At 36.7% G+C, this 21,916-nt stretch carries 17 protein-coding genes; 5 read left to right on the top strand and 12 right to left on the bottom strand.

Features of this window, described 5'->3' with window-relative positions:
* Positions 1-31 precede the first annotated feature (31 nt).
* Both M2265_RS07040 and M2265_RS07045 read right to left on the bottom strand, forming a co-directional pair.
* Positions 32-1,126, bottom strand: a complete 1,095-nt coding sequence (locus M2265_RS07040) for a FecR family protein (protein ID WP_132771285.1) — start codon at positions 1,124-1,126, stop codon at positions 32-34.
* Positions 1,127-1,215: 89 nt separating this feature from the next.
* Positions 1,216-1,806 carry an RNA polymerase sigma factor gene (locus M2265_RS07045; RefSeq protein ID WP_132771284.1) on the bottom strand — a complete coding sequence of 197 codons (591 nt, stop codon included), beginning with the start codon at positions 1,804-1,806 and terminating at the stop codon, positions 1,216-1,218.
* Positions 1,807-2,094: 288 nt separating this feature from the next.
* Between M2265_RS07045 and M2265_RS07050 the strand changes: the two genes are divergently transcribed.
* On the top strand, positions 2,095-2,754 hold the full coding sequence (locus M2265_RS07050; RefSeq protein ID WP_132771283.1) for an SRPBCC family protein: 660 nt from the start codon (positions 2,095-2,097) through the stop codon (positions 2,752-2,754).
* A gap of 21 nt (positions 2,755-2,775) precedes the next feature.
* Here M2265_RS07050 and M2265_RS07055 read toward each other — a convergent pair whose 3' ends face one another.
* The 10 genes from M2265_RS07055 to M2265_RS07100 form a co-directional block, all read right to left on the bottom strand.
* Complete coding sequence (locus tag M2265_RS07055; RefSeq protein WP_132771282.1) at positions 2,776-3,204, bottom strand: DUF2225 domain-containing protein; 429 nt, start codon at positions 3,202-3,204, stop codon at positions 2,776-2,778.
* Positions 3,205-3,230: 26 nt separating this feature from the next.
* Positions 3,231-3,371 (bottom strand): DUF3606 domain-containing protein, encoded by a 141-nt coding sequence (locus tag M2265_RS07060; protein WP_132771281.1) that lies wholly within the window; start codon positions 3,369-3,371, stop codon positions 3,231-3,233.
* A 662-nt stretch (positions 3,372-4,033) separates the two neighbouring features.
* Entirely contained in the window at positions 4,034-5,176 is a 1,143-nt protein-coding gene (locus tag M2265_RS07065) for an AhpC/TSA family protein (protein WP_132771280.1), read from the bottom strand.
* 27 nt (positions 5,177-5,203) lie between these two features.
* On the bottom strand, positions 5,204-6,637 hold the full coding sequence (locus M2265_RS07070; RefSeq protein ID WP_165905940.1) for a PKD-like family lipoprotein: 1,434 nt from the start codon (positions 6,635-6,637) through the stop codon (positions 5,204-5,206).
* Between the two features lie 19 nt (positions 6,638-6,656).
* The gene (locus M2265_RS07075) at positions 6,657-7,463 is read right to left on the bottom strand and encodes a DUF4843 domain-containing protein (protein ID WP_132771278.1); all 807 of its coding nucleotides are present in this window, start codon (positions 7,461-7,463) and stop codon (positions 6,657-6,659) included.
* 12 nt (positions 7,464-7,475) lie between these two features.
* Positions 7,476-8,969 carry a RagB/SusD family nutrient uptake outer membrane protein gene (locus M2265_RS07080; protein ID WP_132771277.1) on the bottom strand — a complete coding sequence of 498 codons (1,494 nt, stop codon included), beginning with the start codon at positions 8,967-8,969 and terminating at the stop codon, positions 7,476-7,478.
* 28 nt (positions 8,970-8,997) lie between these two features.
* The gene (locus tag M2265_RS07085) at positions 8,998-12,363 is read right to left on the bottom strand and encodes a SusC/RagA family TonB-linked outer membrane protein (RefSeq protein ID WP_132771276.1); all 3,366 of its coding nucleotides are present in this window, start codon (positions 12,361-12,363) and stop codon (positions 8,998-9,000) included.
* 97 nt (positions 12,364-12,460) lie between these two features.
* Entirely contained in the window at positions 12,461-13,630 is a 1,170-nt protein-coding gene (locus M2265_RS07090; protein WP_132771275.1) for a FecR family protein, read from the bottom strand.
* Between the two features lie 66 nt (positions 13,631-13,696).
* Positions 13,697-14,284, bottom strand: coding sequence for an RNA polymerase sigma factor (locus M2265_RS07095; RefSeq protein WP_132771274.1), 588 nt, complete (start codon positions 14,282-14,284; stop codon positions 13,697-13,699).
* Positions 14,285-14,518: 234 nt separating this feature from the next.
* Positions 14,519-14,683 carry a hypothetical protein gene (locus tag M2265_RS07100; protein ID WP_207902464.1) on the bottom strand — a complete coding sequence of 55 codons (165 nt, stop codon included), beginning with the start codon at positions 14,681-14,683 and terminating at the stop codon, positions 14,519-14,521.
* A 155-nt stretch (positions 14,684-14,838) separates the two neighbouring features.
* Here M2265_RS07100 and M2265_RS07105 point away from each other — a divergent pair, with 155 nt between their 5' ends.
* The 4 genes from M2265_RS07105 to M2265_RS07120 all read left to right on the top strand — a co-directional run bounded on the left by M2265_RS07105 (position 14,839) and on the right by M2265_RS07120 (position 21,819).
* A complete protein-coding gene (locus M2265_RS07105) occupies positions 14,839-16,002 on the top strand; it encodes a TlpA family protein disulfide reductase (protein WP_165905939.1) in 1,164 nt (387 codons plus the stop codon).
* A gap of 752 nt (positions 16,003-16,754) precedes the next feature.
* A complete protein-coding gene (locus M2265_RS07110; RefSeq protein ID WP_132771272.1) occupies positions 16,755-18,371 on the top strand; it encodes a hypothetical protein in 1,617 nt (538 codons plus the stop codon).
* 9 nt (positions 18,372-18,380) lie between these two features.
* Positions 18,381-20,099: an IPT/TIG domain-containing protein gene (locus M2265_RS07115; protein WP_132771271.1), complete on the top strand. Its 1,719-nt coding sequence runs from the start codon at positions 18,381-18,383 to the stop codon at positions 20,097-20,099.
* A 22-nt stretch (positions 20,100-20,121) separates the two neighbouring features.
* Positions 20,122-21,819: an IPT/TIG domain-containing protein gene (locus M2265_RS07120; protein ID WP_165905938.1), complete on the top strand. Its 1,698-nt coding sequence runs from the start codon at positions 20,122-20,124 to the stop codon at positions 21,817-21,819.
* The last annotated feature ends 97 nt before the right edge of the window (positions 21,820-21,916 follow it).

The following is a 21,916-nucleotide window of genomic DNA, read 5'->3' on the forward strand; positions in this document are numbered from 1 at the left end:
TATTTTTTATGTATCATAAAGGGTTGATTTCCTAATTTGGCCCCTCCTTTCTTGCTGAATTGCTCAAGGTGACGATTCCATTATCAAGGCGGAACGAGCAACCGTTTAATTGACAGAAATTGCTTAAGAATTTTTCAAGAGGCTCTTTTCTGTTGAGGCTTCCTGTAAAAGAATTGGATAGTAACTCGGGGCTTTCGCAGATAATCGAAACTTCATATAAATTTTCAATCACTTGCAGGAGTTGCGTATTTTTGGTTTGACTGAATTCAACGGATTGACTGGTCCATGCTACGTTCGCATTAAAACTTGGAATAAGCTCGCTCAGTTTTTTATCCACGCGCGCTATCCTGGATTTATCCAAAACTTTCTCCGTTAGTTTGGTCATTTTATGCAACTTCAGATCAACTTCCACCTCTTCATTCGGATTCAGGTACAAGAGGTCTTTTGGTAACGCACCAAAATGGCCAACTGAAATCCTACCCTCCAAAAGTTTGATTAGGATATTTTCATTCGCTTTGGGATCAACACTAAATACTGTACCCAGTGCCCGCGTCACATAGCCCATATAATTAACGGTAAAAGGAGCATTAGGATTTTTATGGACTTTATAAATTACTTTTCCCTGCATGTGTTTAATCTCGCGTATCCCTTCCTTGTTAAGTGCATAGCTGATCTTAGCATGTGGATAGAGAATAGCAATGGAGCTATCCGGAAGCTGCATATCGATGGTATAATTATAGGCATTTTCATAGTAGGACAACATCGATTTATAGCTAACTTCTGAAGGCGTTTTAAAGCGGAAAACATAAAGCAGTGAAAGAACACATAGGAATATTGCTGCAGTAGATGCCCACATCCAATAGGTCATTTTCCGAGTTTTTCGCGTTACTGGCGGATCTATTTCATAGACCTTTTGAAGCACATGTTCATGAACTCTGGAAAGATCCGGTATTGGAATGCGCGCACTCACAGCTTCATCTTCCTCCTCTAGAATTTCTGCAATCCATTGTTGTAGGAGAACAGGATCCACCTGGTTCAGCTCATCAAAAAATGCCTCATACTCCTTTAGGTCGAGTCTATTATGAATATACTCTTGCAGCTTAAATTTAAAAAATTGTCCTTTCAAAACAGTTTATAATTAGTCGAATACATTGCTGTATTTAACTCTCTATACGTTTGTCACAAAGAAACACACTATTGCGTTTTTAATTATTTTTAAAGTTTAAAGAGTAAAGTGGCTAAAAAGCTGATTATAGCCTCATTCCGGTAGTTTTTTTGAATATATTCTTTAATATCTTTCAATGCACTGACCAATTGATTGCTAACAGTAGAAACCGAAATCCCAAGTTCTTCTGCTATTTCTTTGTAGCTTTTTTCCTGAAATTTATTAAGAATCAAAATTTCTTTTCGCTTTGGACTTAGCGAATCTATTGCTTTTGCTAAAATGTCTTGTGTATCTTTTAAATGAATATGTTCTTCTGTATGATAATACAATTCTACTGCCGATACCCATAGTTCCAGCTGCAGGGATTTATCACGTTGTACTTTCCGAAAAAAATCAATCGCCAGATTATCAGAAATATGATTGAGAAAAGAAACAAAACCTTTAGTAGCGTCGATCTTAGCACGGTTGACCCATACTTTAGTAAATACATCCTGCAAGATTTCTTCTGCCACAACTTGATCTTTTACCAACTTGATCAACCGCACATAAATCTTTGGAGAATATTGAAAATAGATCTCATTAAATGAAGCTAAATCCCCATCTTTCAATTTTTCTAATGTAGCTATTTCTTTTGGAGACATCCTATTGGTTTAACATTTAATTGGCATGAACGTTAAAGTCAAGGTAAAGATAAATTTTTCAAAATAAAAATATTATCGGATACCCATTTTAAAAATCATATTTTTTTACCGAGATAGCTAAGGAAAAGTTACAGCAATTTCTTTCGGTATTACTAAAGGATAGGTCTTGTAACATTGAAAAAACTCCGTGCCTAGCAGATTAAGATGTAAATGAACATTATCCATTTTGATTTGTACATATAGAAAGAAATCTGAGCAACAAAAATCTAGTATATAGATAATTATATCATGATGAATTATAAACAAAATATCAGTAAAACTGAACGCATAATCACGATCTTATCATCGTCATATTTACTTTATACAAGCCTAACAGGTAAAAAGAAAGATCCAGCACTGGCCGTCTCTAGTGCTCTACTTTTATTAAGAGGATCTACTGGTTACTGTCCAATATACGATAGGCTCGCGATCGACCAGGCAAATAACCCGACTGATGTGTTTATAGAATCGGTCATTACAGTAGACAGTCCTCGCCACGTCGTATATGCGTTCTGGAGAAAACTTGAAAATCTTCCGTCAATAATGAAACATCTGGATCGCGTTGATATAATTGATGAAAAGCATTCTGAATGGCATGTAAAAACACCCGCGGGACTAGATCCTTTATCCTGGAAGGCCACCATCACGGCTGATATTATCAACGAGCAGATTTCTTGGTCAAGTATGGCTGATTCGAAGGTTCAAAATGCTGGCACAGTAAAGTTTAAAGAAGCAGGAGAAAACAAAACGGAGATATCATTAAAAATGAGCTATAAAGCCCCGGTTGGTGAGTTAGGGAAAGCAGTTGCAAAGTTTTTAAATCCGGGTTTAGAAAGAATGATCCACAAAGATTTTAAGAACTTTAAGGATTATGTCGAATCTGAGGAATTAACAAAAGAGCAAGCCTAACTTAGAAAAAGCAATGATCGCTTATTTACGTTTTTTAGACTTCAGACTTGATGCTTCTAATTTTTTTTGAACGGTTTCCAGACGTTTCCGCCACGTGTTAATATGCGGTTCTTCGTATACCGGTAGGCCATCTTCATTCACAAGACCCAACGCTTTCGCTAGATCTTGACTAAGATCTGCCGATTGCTGATTTGTTTTTCTCCACGCTTGCTGGTCCTGCTTAATATCTTTATCGTACATCTTGATAGCCTTTTGAATTACCGCAAGTTCTTTCTTATAATCCTTCTGCTTGCGGTATAAGACCATAAGCCGATGATATGCCCCAGCGTTCAATGCATCTTTTTTAAGTACTTGCTTATAGCTATCGGCTGCTGCAGTATTCTCACTTTTCCCTTCCTGCTCCCTCCCTATTTTCATAAGCTCATGGACTGAAATACGGCCTTTGGTCATGCTATTATGTTAATTATAAATAATGTTTAATTATTTTTATCCAATCGGCCTATCACTTCTTGTCTGCTCACCCCCATTTTATCTTTAAAATATTGAATTTCGTAGTTTTCTGATCCACTCACCTGCGAACGATCCTGTTTTCCTTTTTTTGATTTATCATCTGCCATACTATGCAATTTTTATCTGTTAACGAATAGATTTTCCTTTGATCATAGCATTTTTCGTCCTGGTCATGCTTTGACAGATTGATCTATGTTCTAATTGATAACAAGTGTGAATAAAGGAAAGTTTGAAAAGACACTTCGAAGCAATATTTATCGCCACTAGGAAAAGCATAAATACCATCTTTAACATCTAAATTCTCCGGTTAACACCTTCATGTTGCTACCAAATACAGTGCTGACACATAAATAAAGGAATATGAATGTCCCACCATTTCAAAATGTAAATGGCTAGATTATCCTATAAAAAAGTTTAAAAATAATTTTTTTATGACCCTTTTTAAGGGACAGTTGTTTTATTATTGAAAACTATAGCAAACCTGCTTTTTATAAGGCAGAAAATAAATCGACGTAGTACAGTAGAAAGTCCAAATGCACCCAAAACTTTTGGATGACGAAACAAAAAAGAGGAAACGATAAAAAACATAAAAAAATTACTGTACATCAAAACGTCAAGATAAAGGGTCTAATGAGAATTAGGCCCTTTTGACTTTAAACAAAAGGGTAGCATACCGCTACCCTTTTAATATTAATAAAGCTTAACAGATCTCCCAATAGCAAGCAATAAGCTTAAATTTTAACAAAAAAGTGTACTTTATAAAGCATTATCAATTACCAAATACCTTTGCCAATTCGGTGTGTAAGTTATCGCCTTTTAAATTGATTGCAACAATAGTTCCTTGCGGATCCACCAGATAATTCTGCGGAACAGCCCTTACCCCATATAAAACTGCTGCGTCGTTAGACCACCCTTTCAAGTCAGCAACCTGGATCCATGGCATGCCATCATCTTCTATTGCTTTTAGCCAAGCATTCTTTCCTTTAGTATCATCTAGAGAAACAGCCAATACCTCTAAGCCTTTATTCTTATATTTGTGATATGCTTTAACCAAATTCGGGTTCTCAGCACGGCATGGGCCGCACCAGCTGGCCCAAAAATCGATCAAGACATATTTCCCTTTAAAATCGGAAACCTTAACCATTTTACCTTTGGTATCCGGTTGTGAAAAATCGGGAGCTTTACTGCCGATCTTTATGCTTCGCTCCGCTAAAAACCGTGCCTCCAACTGGCGCGCTGTAGTAAGCTGGCGTACCTCCTTCGATAGTTTTAAAAATATCGGCTCAATTTCAGAAAGCTTTCGTTTATTGGAAGCATCTACTAACGCATCAATTGAAAATATAGAGTTCGGATTATTTTCTGCGAAGACTAATTCCTTTACCCGACGCGCCTCAAATTTGGCTTCAAATTTTTCATGAATAGCTTGATATTGTTCATTTGCATCAGCAGCGTCTTTGTTTACTGCAGAGAATGCCTTATTGCCAGCGTCAATGATATCCATAAATCCTCCGCCTATTTCTTTTAAATATGCACTATATTCATCATGAATGGCTGATCCTTTAATTGAGGCCGTACGTAAAGAATCCTTAATCGTAAAATTATAATTCTCGTTGCCGAGGTAAAAGTATAAACGATCGCCCACATTTTGTGCCATCAGCTTCCCAGTTCCTTCTTGATCAAGAACCATTCTGGAATAAATAGGTTCATCGACCGTACCTTGCAAACTGAATTTTCCATTCACAATCTGGACAGAATCCAATGCTGGAAATCCATCTTTCGTATAGTCCAGATAGATCATCTTACCGTTAAACATTTTAGAAGCTGTTCCTTTAATCTGAAAAGCAGTCTCTTGTGCAAACAACAATGTTGGTGCTGCTGCCAGTATGATGGCAGCAATTTTTAAAATTTTCATATGTATAATTTAGCTATAGTTTATTACTTATTTCCTCCAGGTTAGGTCTACTATGTCGCCTGGTATTCCATCAATTTTCTTAAGGAGCTGTCCATCTTTTCCTACCTGAATATCCAGATAGTAGAGTGAGCTTCCAGCTCCAACTATAAGTGTATTTTCGTCATCGTCCAATTTCAATAAACTAACAGGCGACTGTATATTAACTTTTAATTCCTGCACCTGTTGATTGAGCGGATTATAACGGAACACTTTGTTTTGATAACCCACATAAATATATCCAATCCGACTAGCCACCATTTTAGTATTTGCATTGATCCATTCCTGATGTACAAAAAGCTTTTTATGATTTGCGGTAACTAAAAATGGTCCATTAAAATTAGCTGTAAACTTCAGTTCATAAACTTTACCTGAATTATCTTTCACAAAAGCATAAGTGTCCTTATTATTGATCTGCACCATGTGTAACAGATCCATCCTCACCTGGCTAGGATCAAATATTTCTGGATTCACGCTCGTATATTGCGTACCAAAATACATGGGTGAACCATATATATTGATCCGGATAAATTGTTTTTTATTTTTGTCAAAACCGATAATACTGAAATTATTGTCCACCGATGATAGGACAAATTGTGACGCCAGCTCATAATCACCATCTGCAAACGTTCCAAACATACCATAGGTTACCGATTGATCCCATGTAGTCGTTGCTCCACCATAAAATTTACCATTGATCACACCCAATAATGCCCCAAACGGATAAGTTTGTAAACTTCCGACATCGATACGTGGCGGTGCTAAGAAAAAGTTGTCATGCAATGTCCCCGGTTTCAAGGTCTCCTTCTTCAAATTATTCACATCCAGTCTAACTCCACCGTTTTTTGAAATAATCCAATATCCTAACGGAGTATTTCCTGTAAACTGATTCCTGACATAATGGATATGTAATGGATTAGCCGGAAGATTTTCACCATTAATGATTTCGTAAATATTAGCCTGAACCGAATGATCAGGTTTTATAAAAGAGAGCTTACTAATACCATTATCGACCGACAGCACCAATGATCCTCTCGAAAATGCTGTCACCCCTTGAATATGAAAATTATAGAAATATTTCATCCCATTTTCCTTGTTTGTAACGGTCAGTCTTGCGCGATAACGCTTAGCTTCCAAACCAAAAGCGATCCGTAGTGCTTGTCCTTCGTAATGATTAGTCTCCGGATTAATTGCTTCAGGAACATCAATTCGCCAGTTGCACTGTACCGAACCTGGATCAATTCCTAAAATTTTTGGACTAATGATCAAGCTGTCACCCACTGAAGCCTCATACAGCGTATCCAGCCCCGTGATTTGAGGTTCCTGCGGTAATGCAATGTTATAGTTACCTTTATCTTTATAGCAGCTGTATAAAGTTGCTATAACCATCACAATGCAAACAGATGCGAAGAACCCTTTCCTCATAAAAATATTTATAGCCATATTACCTCACCTCCTTTCCTGTTTCATCAATAAAAAAATACTTACCCGAACCTGCATTTTTCCTTAACAATATGGTTCGATTTGGATTATCCACATGGTAAAAGACATAAGTCTGCCCATCATCAGTGGACTCCAGTTTATAGTCCTTTTCAGGATGATCCTGAACCCACTTGAAGGGATCATTTAACATGATTAGCAATAAATTTGCGAAATAGAGATTTTTTGGTGCATCTATGCCCTGCATCGACAAAGTGCGCTGTTCTGTTACAAGCAAAAACAATTGATGTTTTACCCTGGAATAATTATCCAACCACATGGACCACCATTGGGGCTGTTCCAATTGTGCGGAGAGGATGATCCGGGCACGAATAAGGTTTTTATTTTCCGTCCCAAAATCCGTACTTGCTTTGAGTTTGATTATTAGAGACACGGCATGAGTTTCCAGGTCCTTGACGTTATGAATGATAATGGGTAAAAAAGTTTGTCCAGCTCCTTCCATAAGCGGATAGTCTGGCTTCAATTTGTCGTAATGAATCTCCGCTTGAGCTGTTGAAGAATCATTTTCTATATACGCCTGGAAGCTTCTTGATTTTTCATCCCGGTACCCCATTAATTTGACCGGTAGAAAGATCGTATCAGTAGCCTTAGTCATATCATATGCAAAAGTGTACACCATACTGTCACGATCTGCAGCAGTCAGATTAAAATAAATATTTGCTGGCCGGTCATACGTCATGACCGATACTTTTTTGCAAGAAAAGAACATAGAAATGCCAAGTGTCATGATTAAAAATGTAGTATATTTCATTTTGATGTTCAATTATCTTTGTCCATAAATTATTTCATCATCAGGAAGCGGCCACGTAAATACCTGCTGGTTCACGGGTATTAAAGCTCCCTGCTGACCAACTATAGGTTGATTTAATCGTTTATATGCAAAAAATAGCTGCCCCTCCGCATACATTTCCTTACGATACTCCTTTATCAGCACCTGACGAAAAGCAGCTTGGCTCATCATTTCCAGCTTCTGCCCGATTCCCCGATTTTGCCTCACCTCATCTAAATAAGCAAGTGCTTGAGCAGGATCATTGCCAAAAGTGCATTCAGCAGCGATATAATACATTTCACTTAACCTTACTGCTGGGGCGACCAAGTAATGCAAGTTGGCCGAAAAGTTCTCGCTGAAAACATTTCTTCTATATTTGAGCAAAGGAGAAATAAAAGCTGAACCTACGCTTGTACTTCCAAACCACTGCGTATAGCGCATATCGCTCCCTCCAGCCCCACCAACATCATATATAATCTTCGCTTCCTCTTGATCCAGGTACATCCCCGAGTTTCCCTCTGTAAACCACTCGTTATTAAACGTGTTGCTCATTGCAGGGATATACCAAGCAAACAACAATTCTTTATACAGGATACGGTCCTTTTTATCGGCATCAACTGCCAGGAAATCCGTACGATTTGTCCACGGAAACTTCTTTGCAACAATAATTTCTTTGGCATATGCTAACGCTTTTATTTGGTCGCCTTTATACAAATTAACACGAGCAAGTAAGCCACATACCGCAAAATAGTTCAGTCTGTGTCTCCTATTTTGCAAGAAAAGATTTCGGTCGCTGAGTTCCGAATTTTCTAGTGTGTCTGTACTTGTCGGATAACCGACAATGTAGGATTTCTGGCGAATGGGGTCTATTTTTAACAAATCCTTCGCCTGTTCCAAATCACGGATTACGGAGTCCAGCACTTGAGATACAGAGGACAATTTTGTCGATTTGTTGGAATAAGTTGTAACGTATGGTATTGCATCCACTTTATCATTGATAACAGGCGCTGGAGCAAATAATCTCAGGGCATCAAAATGCAGAAAAGCGCGCAAGGCCAATGCCTCCCCTTTAATCAAGGCGTAGTTGTTACCAATAAAAAGATTTTGTTTTTTATCGACTTCGCCTAGAATCAAATTAGCATTGACAATGCCATTATATAAGCCTTTCCATACATCATCCTTACGAGCGGTGAAATTCGCATCGTTGTACCTGAAGTTTTTAGTTTGCTGGTATCTTAATGGGTCATTACTGGGAATGGTATAGTTTTGGACCAATACTTCAGATGTACCGATGGTCAACTCTTTACCATATAAATCACTTTTCGCAGCTCTGGTGTAAACACCTATAAGAGCCTCTTTAAAGCCATCTTCTGTCGAGAACAGAATATTCTTATCCACATCACTTTCAGGCTGTATATCAAGCCATTTCGCACAAGAAAAAAAACCTAAAGTGGAAATAAACATTAGTGTTATATAAATCTTTTTCATTCTTCAATTAGTATAAGTCATTAAATATTTATAAGCCCGCTTGAAGGGTAAAAGAGATACTCCGCGCGAAAGGATAATTTATCCCACGTTCTTGCTTGACCGATGACCAACGAAAGATATCATTTGCAACCAGCCCCATCCGTAAGCTTGACAGTGCTAATTTTTTTGTAAAAGCTTTTCCAGCATCATATGAAATATTGAGTGACTGAAGCGCAAGTAAACGATCTGGCATTATAAATCGCGAAGAGACACGTGTCTGTCCAAGGTCTTGAATACTCTTATAGAAAGACACATCCCCCGGGTTTTTCCATTTTTCTTCCAGCACCCGGCTATCTACATTATATCTTGGATCTGCATTTTCCACCCGGTCCACCAAAGTTTGATTATAAGTTTTACCGCCCACCCGTGTTTGAAAATAAGCCACCATCATAAATTGCTTATAACGCAGCGTTCCTCCGAAAAAACCTTCTATTTTAGGAGTGGCCACAGCCACTACATCGATATCCTTCGCATCCCAGTCATAGGTCAACGATCCATCTTTTTTAATGAAAACTTCCTTTCCATTTTCAGGGTCGATACCAAGCGATGGCACGGCATAAATGGCATCTAACGATTGTCCTTCCTTGTATCTCAGCAAAGGCACAGCCATCAGATCACTTCCCTGCTGTGACTCATCCACCCTATCGTTATAACTTTTCAGTGCATTGGAAATCCGGATGATCTTATTTTCGTTCCGAACTAAATTAGCCAGCAAACTAAGCGTCCAGTTTTCGTTGCGGATAGGTATCCAGTTTGCATTAAGCTCAAAACCTTTATTTTCCATATCACCCAGATTTTCTTTATAGGATGTAAATCCGGTGGAAGGTGCTAAGTTGATGTCCGCCAAAATATCCCGTGTTATCTTATGATAATATCTTGGAGAAAATGTCAAGCGGTCGTTCCAGAAACCTAAGTCAATCCCAACATCTGTATTTTGGGTCTTTTGCCAGGTCAGATTCTCATTGCCATAATTCCGGACTGTACTACCTAACCCCGATGAATACCAGTTACTTTTATCATAATTGTAAGTAGTTCTTGCCATGTAGGGATCAAACTGCACAGAACCTGTCAGACCGATCGTTGTCCGCACACGTAACTGGCTAATAGATTCATTATCGAACCAGGATTCCTTATGTATATTCCAGCCGATACCCGTTGACCAAAATGGAGCAGAACGCCTGTTAGCTCCAAATTTAGATGAACCATCGATCCGCAAGGTGGCATCAAAAAGATACCTACTGTCAAATGAATAGTTTGAACTCAAGAATGCACCAAATAACCTGGAAGCGCTTAAGCTGCTTTGTGGACTTGCATTTTCAGCATACCCCTTTGCAAAACCGACACTTGTAAAACGATCATTAGGAAAACCTACAGCTGTAAAAGAACGCTCATCATAACTTTCCGTTCTTATATTTGTTCCCGCTACAATATTGAAATTATGTTTTTCGATTGTCCGCATCCAGTTCGCCCGCACATTGGCATCCCAGTACAGTTCATTATTCGTATAACTGGTATAACTACCTTTTAAATCTGTTTGACTTGTCGGATAATAAAAAAAATCATTGGCCAAAGGCGAACGGAAGTTGTCATTATTGTTTAGTCTCTTCAGTAAGCTTACTTGTCCACGCAATCGCAAACCATTGCCTAGATCTAGATCTGCAGATAGATTATCTAATAGTTCGGTATAGCCTAATTTGTTGAAGCTACTTAAAGTAGCATTATAAAGTGGGTTCAATACATGCTCCCTTTGGCTTGACCCTGAGTTGGCGACCCTGGTCCAAACATCAATTTCCTGAAGAATATTACCGTTATCGTCTTTCATCCGATAATAGGGGTTCATCAGCACATAATCTGAAAAATTACCATATGGAGATTCCGTACCATTCACGATGGTCACTGATAATTCATTTTGGAAGCGAACTTTATTACGAAGATTGTAGCTGAAATTCAGACCTCCAGAATATTGGTTTCTACCGGACCCTTTCATGACTCCAGGTCGTGTCTGGTAACGAAGGTCCACGCCATATCTGAATGTTTCTGCACCTCCCTGGATGTACAGTCCATGCTTTTGCCCAACAGCAGTTCGCACAGGCTGAGAGAGCCAGTACGTGTCTACTCCGCCCAATACATTTGCTAATTTGCTATAATATAATTGATCAAGAACATCTTGCGACTGTCGTTGTAAATCACTATCATAGAGCCCTGCCAATTTTTCGTAAGCTAATTTATCTGGCGCATTCAAGACTTTATATCCGGTCAGATCAGGAACATTGACATTGCTTTCATGCGTATAAGTCAGCTGTAACTTTCCATCTTTAGGTGCTTTTGTCGTGATCACCATTACCCCATTTGCAGCACGTGATCCATAGATCGCTGTTGCTGCAGCGTCTTTTAAAATGGTTACACTCTCAATACGGGTCATATCCAGATCCAAAACTTTTTGAACACTAACTTCAAAACCATCCATAATAAAGGCAGGCATATTGATCGAGGTCGTAATATTATCACGTCGCAGTACCTCATTATTTCCAGAAGGCAAGGAAGAAGATCCTCTGACATTGATATTGGGAAGCGCATTGGGATTAGATCCTGCTAAATTATTGTCCAGTAACTTGAATGATGGATCGAACACTTGCATCGCTTGGAGCACATTCTGAGGATTCACCTGTCTTAATTCTTCTCCGCTTTTGGTAACCGCAGTACCTGTGTAAGAATCTTTTTTGATGACCTGATACCCCGTTACGACCACTTGCTCAAGTGCATTAGGCTCCTCCTCCATGCGAATAGAATAGTCAAATTTATCATCCAATAACTGCAATAAATAAGTCCGATATCCCACCATACTCATGGTCAGCGTACCCTTTGCTTCCCCCAGAAAAAATTGTCCATTTTGATCTGAAATCGTGACTGGTTTCCCATTGTGAAGCACCGTTACTCCGTTTAAGGGATTTTGATCCTTACCCCTTACGGTAACTTTGATCTCTCGCTGTGAAGGTTTTTTAACCGCCGGAGCAGTTTTTTGATTGGTAGTATGCGATAGTTGTTCCAAGAATATTGTTTTTGAATCAATCGTATAGCTCATATCCTGATCCTTTAAAATCTGATCAAGAAAAACCTTAAGTGTCACCTTTTCGACTTTCACGGTTATCGGCTTTGCCCTATCAAGTAATTTTTTGGCACCCATGAACTCATAATTAGTCTGTTTCTTGATCGCCTGCAATACTTCTGTAAGTGCCACATCGCGACCCGAATAGGTAATGGTTTGCGCATTCAAATTTTGACAGATGAAAAATAGAAGCACAACAAACAATGACAATGGCTTTGTCACTTTTAAAGAGTAAGAATTTATTTTCATTAATAATGTTTAGGTTAGTTTGTCGGACTAGGTCCAATAAAATTCATATAGGCTTTCGTGTTAAGTTGTTTCTAATAGTCCTCCTTTCTTTTTAAAATCAGTTCTTTTCTATGATTAATTTTCCATTTGCTGTAAAATGGTAATGTAAATTCTGGTCTTTTAAGATCTTTAATATGGTACTCAGTTTACTGGTGCGATACGTTCCACCGAAAAACTCGACATCAGGCATCTGGCCCCTGTACTCAACATCCACATTATACCACCGTGACAAATCGTCCATGACTTCAAAGAGAGACTTTCCGTCAAAATTAAATCGGCCGTCTACCCAAGCCAGTTCCTGATCCACATCAACAGCACGGCTGGTTAGCTTACCTTTATTTACAAGAGACTGGTAACCTGGCAATAGAACAATATGCTTTCCACTAGTTAATTCTTTTACTTGTACTTTACCCTCCAGCAGTGTTGTTCTCATATCACTCTTGTTACCATAGGTATTCACATTAAAATGAGTACCAAGGACAGAAACTTGCTGATTTGCAGTTTCAACGATAAAGGGTTGATTTTTACGCTTGGCAACCTCAAAATAGGCTTCGCCATGCACATTGACCTCACGTTTATCCGTTGCAAATACGGTAGGATAACGAAGTGTCGTTGCCGCATTTAATTTGACACGTGTACCATCAGGTAAAATAACATCATAAATACCTCCTCGAGGAGTTTCAATTGTGGCAAATTGAGCTGCTTGTGTCTCTGCCACTTCCCCCCCATCATCATAATGAACTCCTTTATTACTGATAAAGACTTCACTTTCACGCTCATTGAGCTGAAATTGGCGTCCATCAGAAAAAGTTACTATAGCTCGGTTTTTAGCAGGAAGTCTATCTGTCTGTGACAGTTGGTTTTCAGCAGGAATTTTTAAGCCAATCTGGTTATAGTACCAAACTGATCCAAAAGCAATAAGCAAACATGCTGCGGCAACATACGGTAGCAGACGTTTAAATTGAAAAGCTTTTTGAGGAACAGGCCTTACAAATAGTTTTGATCTTACTTTCTCAAAATCTCTATTTTTCTCAAATTCCTGTAAACTTTCAAAAGCCTTTTTTTGCATTATCTGATCAAAGCAACGTTTGTAAACCGCTTGATTCTCTGGAGACTCACTCAACCATTTTTTTATAAGCAAACGGTCTTCAGCGTGCTGTTCACCCTTCATTTCTTGAACAATGAGGGTGCTAATACGAATCAATAATTCTTCTTCTGTTAGGTTCATAATATCTCTTTTCAATAATAGATACCGCACCGAATTAAAAAAGTACTAAAGAAGAATAAAAAAAAATTAAATTTTTGAAGAAAAGAATACGATGGACATCAGGTAATGAAAAGAATCGCGGCTTAATAGCTTTCGCAATAAGCTTAAGGCGCGCAGTTTCTGATTCTTTACAGTTTGAATGTTAATATTTAACAAGTCGGCCACTTCCTGATTGCTATGACCTTCTAAATACGTAAGCTCCACGATCTCACGTGCTTTAGGAGGAAGTTTATTAAGAGCATGATACAGCTCTGCCATCGTTTCTGTATACACGATTTCCTGAAGTTGATTCGATTGATTTTGATCCTGAAGATGGATATAAGTATCCACCCGATTAAATCTTCTTTGCCGAGAAGCTTGATAATTTAGTCCCAAACGACGTGCAGTTTGATATAAGGCGGCTTTGAGATGCTGCATACTTTCATAATTGCGTTTACTTTGCCATAGTCGGATAAAACTTTCCTCTGCTATATCTTCCGATTCTTTAGACTCATAAACAAAACTTGATGCAAACAAACAGATACGAGCAAAATAGCGATGGTATATATACGCACATGCTTCTTCTTTTCCTTCAGAGAAGTCTTCAAGCAATTCTTTTTCGCTTGTATATTTCATTCATAAATCTATTTTCAGGTTCGGTAGCTGTTTTAAAACTCAAATATATACATAAAAGTTATAAAATATACCGCAAAAAACATGAAACAGGAGATTCAAGTAGAGTCTTCTCTCTCCCGCAATAGAGAAACATACCACCGCTTCAGTAAATAATCTAATAGGACACTTTCCGAATAGAATTGTTTACAAGAGCGTTTTCAAAAATGGAAATTAATTTTGTATATTAGGATTCGATTAAATCATCAATTCGGGCTTGGCTTGATGAATTGCCCCAGATAGTAAACTATCTGGGGCTTTTTTCATATCATTTTGATTTTCCCCATAATTCTTCAGCGAAATCATGTGAGTACTTGTATAAGCTGTATTATTATAAGTATTTACATCTTTTGAAAAATTCATAAAAATTCCTATATTGAAGATAATTACAAAGTGATCAGCTAAGATTATATTTCTTTCTTCTTAAAATGAAGTTAGTATTTAAGTAAGGTATAATCTGTTTTTTACCTTTCCCATTATTCTATTTAAATATTTTTAAATCATTAATAAATATGGTTATGAGATTACATTGCTTAATTGTTTTAACGATATTAATGACATTTTCTGCTATTGTGTATGGACAAGACCATGTTAAAGTCAGAATAAATCTCAGAGGTATTGACAAAGAGAAATTAATAGTGCATTTTGATGACGGTATTGTATTAGACGTACTTGAACTAGACCAAGCAGATTCTAGTATTAACATTGATAAACCTGTCTATACACGCTACCCTACATTAAATGTCACTTATGATCGTAAATATGATAAAAACTATTTCATAGATAGTAATCTCAGTATTTTGAATCTTTTTTATGATCCAAAGAGGAAAGAAACGCCATTTTATTCTGAAGGTAATACCCATATAACTGCTATTTATGATACGGCTTCAAATGAGATTTATCGTAATCTTAAAAGAGAGCAAGAAATAGAATTGATAAAACTGAATAATCTGTTTACAAAGCATGGTAGTGAGCTTCGCACGAATGATTCTATTAAATACGAACTTGCTAATACCGTGAAAGTCATCAACACTAAATCACTGGACTACCTAACACCATATGCCAATGACTTTTTTTCTTTTTACTATTTCAAAGATCAAGTACTTGGATTAGCTAGTTTAGTAGAAAATGATTCAGAATATTACAGTAACTTATTAGCGTATTACAATAATACATTTCCGGATGAATTTAGAAATACGAAGGAAGGGAAAAAAATCGCCGCTCAGTTACAGCAAAAAATATCACCTACACGTCTAAAAGAGAATGAAATTTTACCAGATATTCACTTTAAAGATATCAATCGCGGGGCAATTAAACTTAAAAACTCGAAAGAAAATTTTGTTTTGTTAGATTTTTGGGCAAGTTGGTGTGGACCTTGTTTACAACAGATACCAGATATCACGGAGCTGCGTAAGCAATTCTCCACAGATGTATTGAAGATAGTTAGCATTTCGATTGATAGAGATTCCACTAGTTTTATCAATAGTGTAAAGGAACATAAGATGGACTGGATACATAGTTTGGATAGAGGTAGTTTGTTGAGCGATTCACTAGGTATCAGCAGCGTTCCAACACTTTTGTTATTGAATCGACATGGTAAGATCGTTTACTATAAAAACGGAGGAAAACTTGATGTAGATAGAATTCGTGCAATTATTAGGGAGGATTCGTGCAATTATTAGGGAGGATTGATGTTTAGACAATATCATTTTTTAAATTAAACCTTTATCTTGATTTCTAAGCTAAGGTACATAAAAGATAGATCTCAGCTAATTTAAAGACGCATGAATCCTCTGTCATTTCAAAATGTAAATGGCTAGATTATCCTAAAAAAAAAGTTTAAAAATATTTTTTGTCATGAACCTTTTTATGGGACAGTTGTTTTATTATTGAAAACTATAGCAAACCTGCTTTTTATAAAGCAGCAAATAAATCGACGTAGTACAGTAGAAAATCCAAATGCACCCAAAACTTTTGGATGACGAAACAAAAAAGAGGAAACGATAAGAAACATAAAAAAAATTACTATACACCAAAACGTCAAGATAAAGGGTCTAATGAAAATTAGGCCCTTTTGACTTTAAAGAACTCTCCAATTAGCATGAAATCCATTAAGAAGATCAAAATGGATTATTTTTTATACCATTCAATGTTTTGATAATTTACACTGACGTAAATTTAGATTTCACTAATAATAAGCAAAAAAATGCAATCAATTAGGAACATTTAAAATCCCCTTTTTTAATATACTATTTAAATTTGTGCCAATTAATTATTTTTCAACAGTATAATTATTTCGCTAATATGGGATTTTTCATATCTTTGCGATCTAATAGCCATCTTAATTATACTTATGAAAAGACAGCATCTTTTGCGATGTTTATTATTTATATTAATCATGCAAATTTCCTGTAACAAAGTGGAAACAATCCCCATGGAAGATACCAAACCTATCCGGATTGAAACCCAAGGAATTGAAATCACCGAAGATAAGAAAACCATTTTGACAGCCAATATCTTACATCTTAACACAGATAAGGTTATTGAACATGGATTTGAATTCTTATACATTAGCTATATTGACAACCAGTCAATAGAAAAAACTAAAACCTATCCAATAACAGAAAAGGCTGTTCCCGGTCGAGTTTCATTAGCCTTAGAAGATAATATTCTAAATGAGCTAACGAATTTATCACGATACCGTTACTATATTAAAACTGATAAAGATGAAATAAAAGGTAATTATGTTCCCCTATATATCACTACTACACAAGATTTCAGTATTCATCCCAATCAAGCAATTACCGGCTATTCTGGTGAAACTGTAAAACTGAAAGGAAATTTTAAAGATGTCTCCATAAAATATGATTTATATATTGGTGACCATCCTACTCCGATTCCTTACAACATCAGTAATAACAGTATCGATTTAAGCTTTACGCTACCCGTCAATGGGTTTAAAGAAGAAGCTTCTGTTTATCTAATTAAAAAAGAAGATACCTCAAATTATCCTTCTCAGTTTTATATCGCTTCAGTAAAATATCTGACCCGTATCAATCCGCCAGATGATTACAATATTTCTCCTTACTCTTATCTACATTTAACTGTAAAAGAAGGGCCCGCTTACAACAGTTCCATTATTATTGGCAATAAACTTGTTCCTTATCGCGATTACATTATGCTCAGCGATTACATAAGTCCTGACGATGGTGATGTATTCCGTTTAGGCTATTATGATGGACGGGACACAGTAATTTTCCCTAAAAAATTACAAATTTTCCGTCCCGACATAAATAAAATATACTTTCCTTCGCTACGAGCTCATCCTTCTGGAAATGCGCTTGTATTAGGATTAAGCCATGATCAATTATTTGGCGATGTTGCCTTTTCATTAGGTTCGCACCCCGTACATATGGGATATGATAATCAAGGTATTTATTCCATCTATCCAGGAAGCTTACCTGATGGTGAATACCCATTGGAAATAAAATCCAAAAATTACCATCTCATATCCCAAAAGAAACTAAAAATAGAAACCTTAAAAGCAACCCATCTAACTCAAAACGGTCAGGATATGGGAAGTACGGTCACCGTATTTGGCAACTTTATTAAGGGACACCATTATAATATCATGTTAGATAACAATGGTCACTATGGCATACCTGCTGAAGAAGGCAAACTAAATTTTACCATCCCTATGCTCAAAGGCGGCAAACACAATCTCACAATTGGTTATACAGATGCTCATGAAAATTCAAGTACAGCAATTCAGACCAATCTCACTATAGAAGTTAACCAATTTACATTCACTAGTTTCTCTCCGCTTAAGGGAAACACCAGCACAAACATAAGGCTAAAAGGTAAATCGATAGCATTTGCGATGATTTATTTTGGAGATAACTGGGTACATGCTTCGCAAGTTGGCAATTCGCATGACGAAGTAATAATCAGTCTACCCTTTATGACACAACCCGGGAAATACAAAATCAGTGCCCGGATAGGTGAACGCTGGTTACAACTTTCAGATGCATTTGAAGTAACTAATCCCTAAACGAAGATTATGAAAACAGCATTTTATACAAAAAAATACGTTTTTTTGTTCGCACCTTTTTTTATGGCGATTATCCTATCCATAACATCAAGCTGCAAAAAAGAAAACACAACGACCATTTTCGATACCAGATCTATTCAAATCGTAAACGAAGGTGTCAGTGAAATTAGTGATGACAAGATCATACTAAACGGTATAATCGAAAATTTAAACAGTGAAACCATAATAGATCATGGATTTATCATTAAAGAAGAAAACCAACAGACTGCAGGAACAACCATAAGTCTTGGCAATACCCCAAAAATTGGCCCATTTCAATATACCTATATCCCACATACCAAACCCGAATTGGGCAATAGCTTCAGTTATCATTTTTATCTTAAAACAGACAAATCCTATTATAAATCAGGTGAATACTATTTTAAAGTCGATGGCATAAAGATAATTCAGTCGGGTACATTTGCACAAGCTACAGGCGATACCGTTCATATTAAAGGTGAGTTTTCAAAAGTTGATAGCAAATACAGTATAGATATTCTTGATCTCAATGCACGTCAGATTCCTATTGTATTAAATAAGGAAAAAACGCAATTATCATTTGTTATGCCTGCGACATTAGGGACACATAATAAAATTGTTAAGGCAACTCTTAATCGTTATGAATCAACAAAATTTTACAGCAGACCACTCATCAATCTACGCACATTAGGTCGTATTACCGCGCCCACAAAATTAAATTATTTTTTATATGAACCCGTTGCTTTTGGGGGAGTAAATTCTTATGAGGTTAATAATTATGACGGCAGCCTACGTTTGATCATAGGTGAACTGCAGATTCCCTTCAGTCCGAATGTCAATTTAAGTACCTTAAGTAATTTAAAAGGTAGCAGCTTTCGTATCGGGTATTTAAATGGCCGAGACTCTGTCATATTTCCACAACAGATAGCGATCAACAGACCAACTGCAGATCTTTTTCAATTGACAGCAAAAGAAGCGCACCCGAACACTTTGATCAAATTGCGATTTGATGATTACACCAAGTACTATTACAACTTAGAAAGACCCACGTTGATCTTTACGGATCGTGGTAACAGTTACACCATACCAAACAGTCCACATGATTATTCTGAATATTATCTCGGAGAGATTCCCGAAGCCACCTATAACGTTAACCTCAAACATGCAATAGGTTCCGTACAGTCTAGTCAACAAGTAAATATTAAAAAATTACATTGGACTCTCCCTACCCAATCCGATTATTATCCAGGAGACAATATTACGATTAGTGGAAATTTTATCGATGGCAATCATTATACGTTAAAATTAGAAAACAGCGATTATATTTATGAACTTCCTGTTGTAAAAGACAAATTGCAATTTCAGATCCCTTCAATTGCTCATGGGAATACAAGTTGGAAAATCGGATACAAACAATACGATGGCAGTACGTACTTTACAAGTGATGCTTTAAAGTTTAATGTATTATCACCTGCTTTTGATTCATTTTCTCCTTCTAAAGGAACTGTAGGAGAAGTCATCGTTATGAAAGGCAGAGCGATCAAGTATGCTCAACATTTCTTTTTAGGGGATATTCCAATCATTCCGATAATCTCCAACAATGATGAAATCATGTTTCAAATCCCACTCAGCATGTCAAAAGGAAAGATCAGATTATCAATCGTCACTAATGGAAAAACGATTTCTCCTGGTTATCTTGAAATTTACTAATCCATCATACTATATATACGATATGAAACGCATTATATATCTCTTAGTCGTAACAATAATCACGTTAGGTAGTTGTACCAAAACCGAAAATAAAGTAGAGGCTGTCGACACCAAACCTATAAATTTAGAAGCACCTATAGTTGACGGAATATCCAAGGAAGGAGCCACACTTTCGTGCCGTATCCTTTCTCTCAACAATGAGTCTGTCCAAGACTATGGAGTTCTGATCTATAAGATGGAAAGTGGAAATTTGAAAAAAGAGCAAGAGATATCGGTCGGTAAAGACGTAAAAATTGGAAAACTTAATTACTCCTTTCTTCCGAAGGGAGGATTAAAGAGTTATGAAACCTATGCTATTGCTTTTTATATACAAACCGAAAAAGGATTTTATAGATCAATTCCCACTACAATCCACTGGAATAATATCGCTATACAAGCTGTTGATCAAAAAAATGTCACATCGGGTGAAAAAATTATTGTTAACGGAAATTTTGAAGGCATCGACGAATCATATTTCGTCCTCAATTCTGGTAATCAATCAAGTGTTTCCTATCAAATAAGTTCAGATAAAAAAAGTTTAACCTTTGATATCCCTAAAACCACAGTACCACACGGGACTACAATGGAATTTTATCTGCAAAATAAAACAAATAATAGTTCTTTACCTGGGTATGAAAGCTATTTACTGGCACGCGTTAAAATAGTCGGTACTATTGATCCGATCACTGTCACTCAGATTTACTTAGGCACTCCGATCAAGCTTACAGGAAAAAATCTACCCAATATGTATGATTCGCCAGCAGACTTTCAATTGATTGTAAACGGAATAAAAGTAAAATATCAAAATCCATTAAACTTAATAGATGTGGAAGGGTTAAAGGGCAATAATTTTAAGATTGGTTATACTAATGGTAAAGAAGAGATCATATTCCCTATTCCCGTCAAGCTATTTACACCTAATAAAGACGATATCAGTTTTGCTACACAAGTAGTACATCCAAAGAGCACATTGCAGATTAAAGGTCTAAAATTTGGGCAATTCTTTAATTACAGTCAAGTGACAGTCCTATTCGACGGCAAAGCATTGCCACCTAGCTACGATTATAACGATGAGTATTTAAATGTTACCGTCCCTGATGTAGCAAACGGCTTTTATAGTGTTGGTATCAACAGTGCCTTTTATGATAAACTAGAAAGCAAAAATAAGATTGAAGTTCGAAAACTTGTGTTATCAAATATAGATGTGCAGCAAGCTTACGTTGGCGATAAAATTACGATCAAAGGTTCCTTTATTGATGGTCAACAATATGGTTTGGCATTAAATGACAATGGATATTTTGATGTGAAAGCCGATAATGGAGAAGTAAGCTTCCTGGTTCCAGATAGTAAGACTGGCCATACCGCTATTAAAATATATTACTATGGAACCAATGATCAATATTATGCCGGAGAAAATCTTTCTTTCAAAATAGAAAAAAGTAGCATCAGCAGCGTAAGTCCACTGCAAGCATACCCTGGCGACCTGATTACCGTAAAAGGAAATGGATTGACACAGGCTAGTTTTGTTTATTTAGGTGGAAAGTATGTTAATGTTGTAAATAGAACCAAAGATGGATTTCAATTTTTAGCACCATCCAATTTTATCCAGTCTAAAGGACGTGTTACCATCAATATCAATGAGGATATTATCCAGTCGGACGACTATATTGAAATCAAGTAATAATGCATGATACGAGCATAGTCAAACAGTAAAAATAATAAAAGCACCCAGTGAGAGGTGCTTTTTCCTTTCCATCACTGCTGGCATTTTTTCAAGA

It is taken from the genome of Sphingobacterium kitahiroshimense (assembly GCF_025961315.1).
Lineage (GTDB): Bacteria > Bacteroidota > Bacteroidia > Sphingobacteriales > Sphingobacteriaceae > Sphingobacterium > Sphingobacterium anhuiense.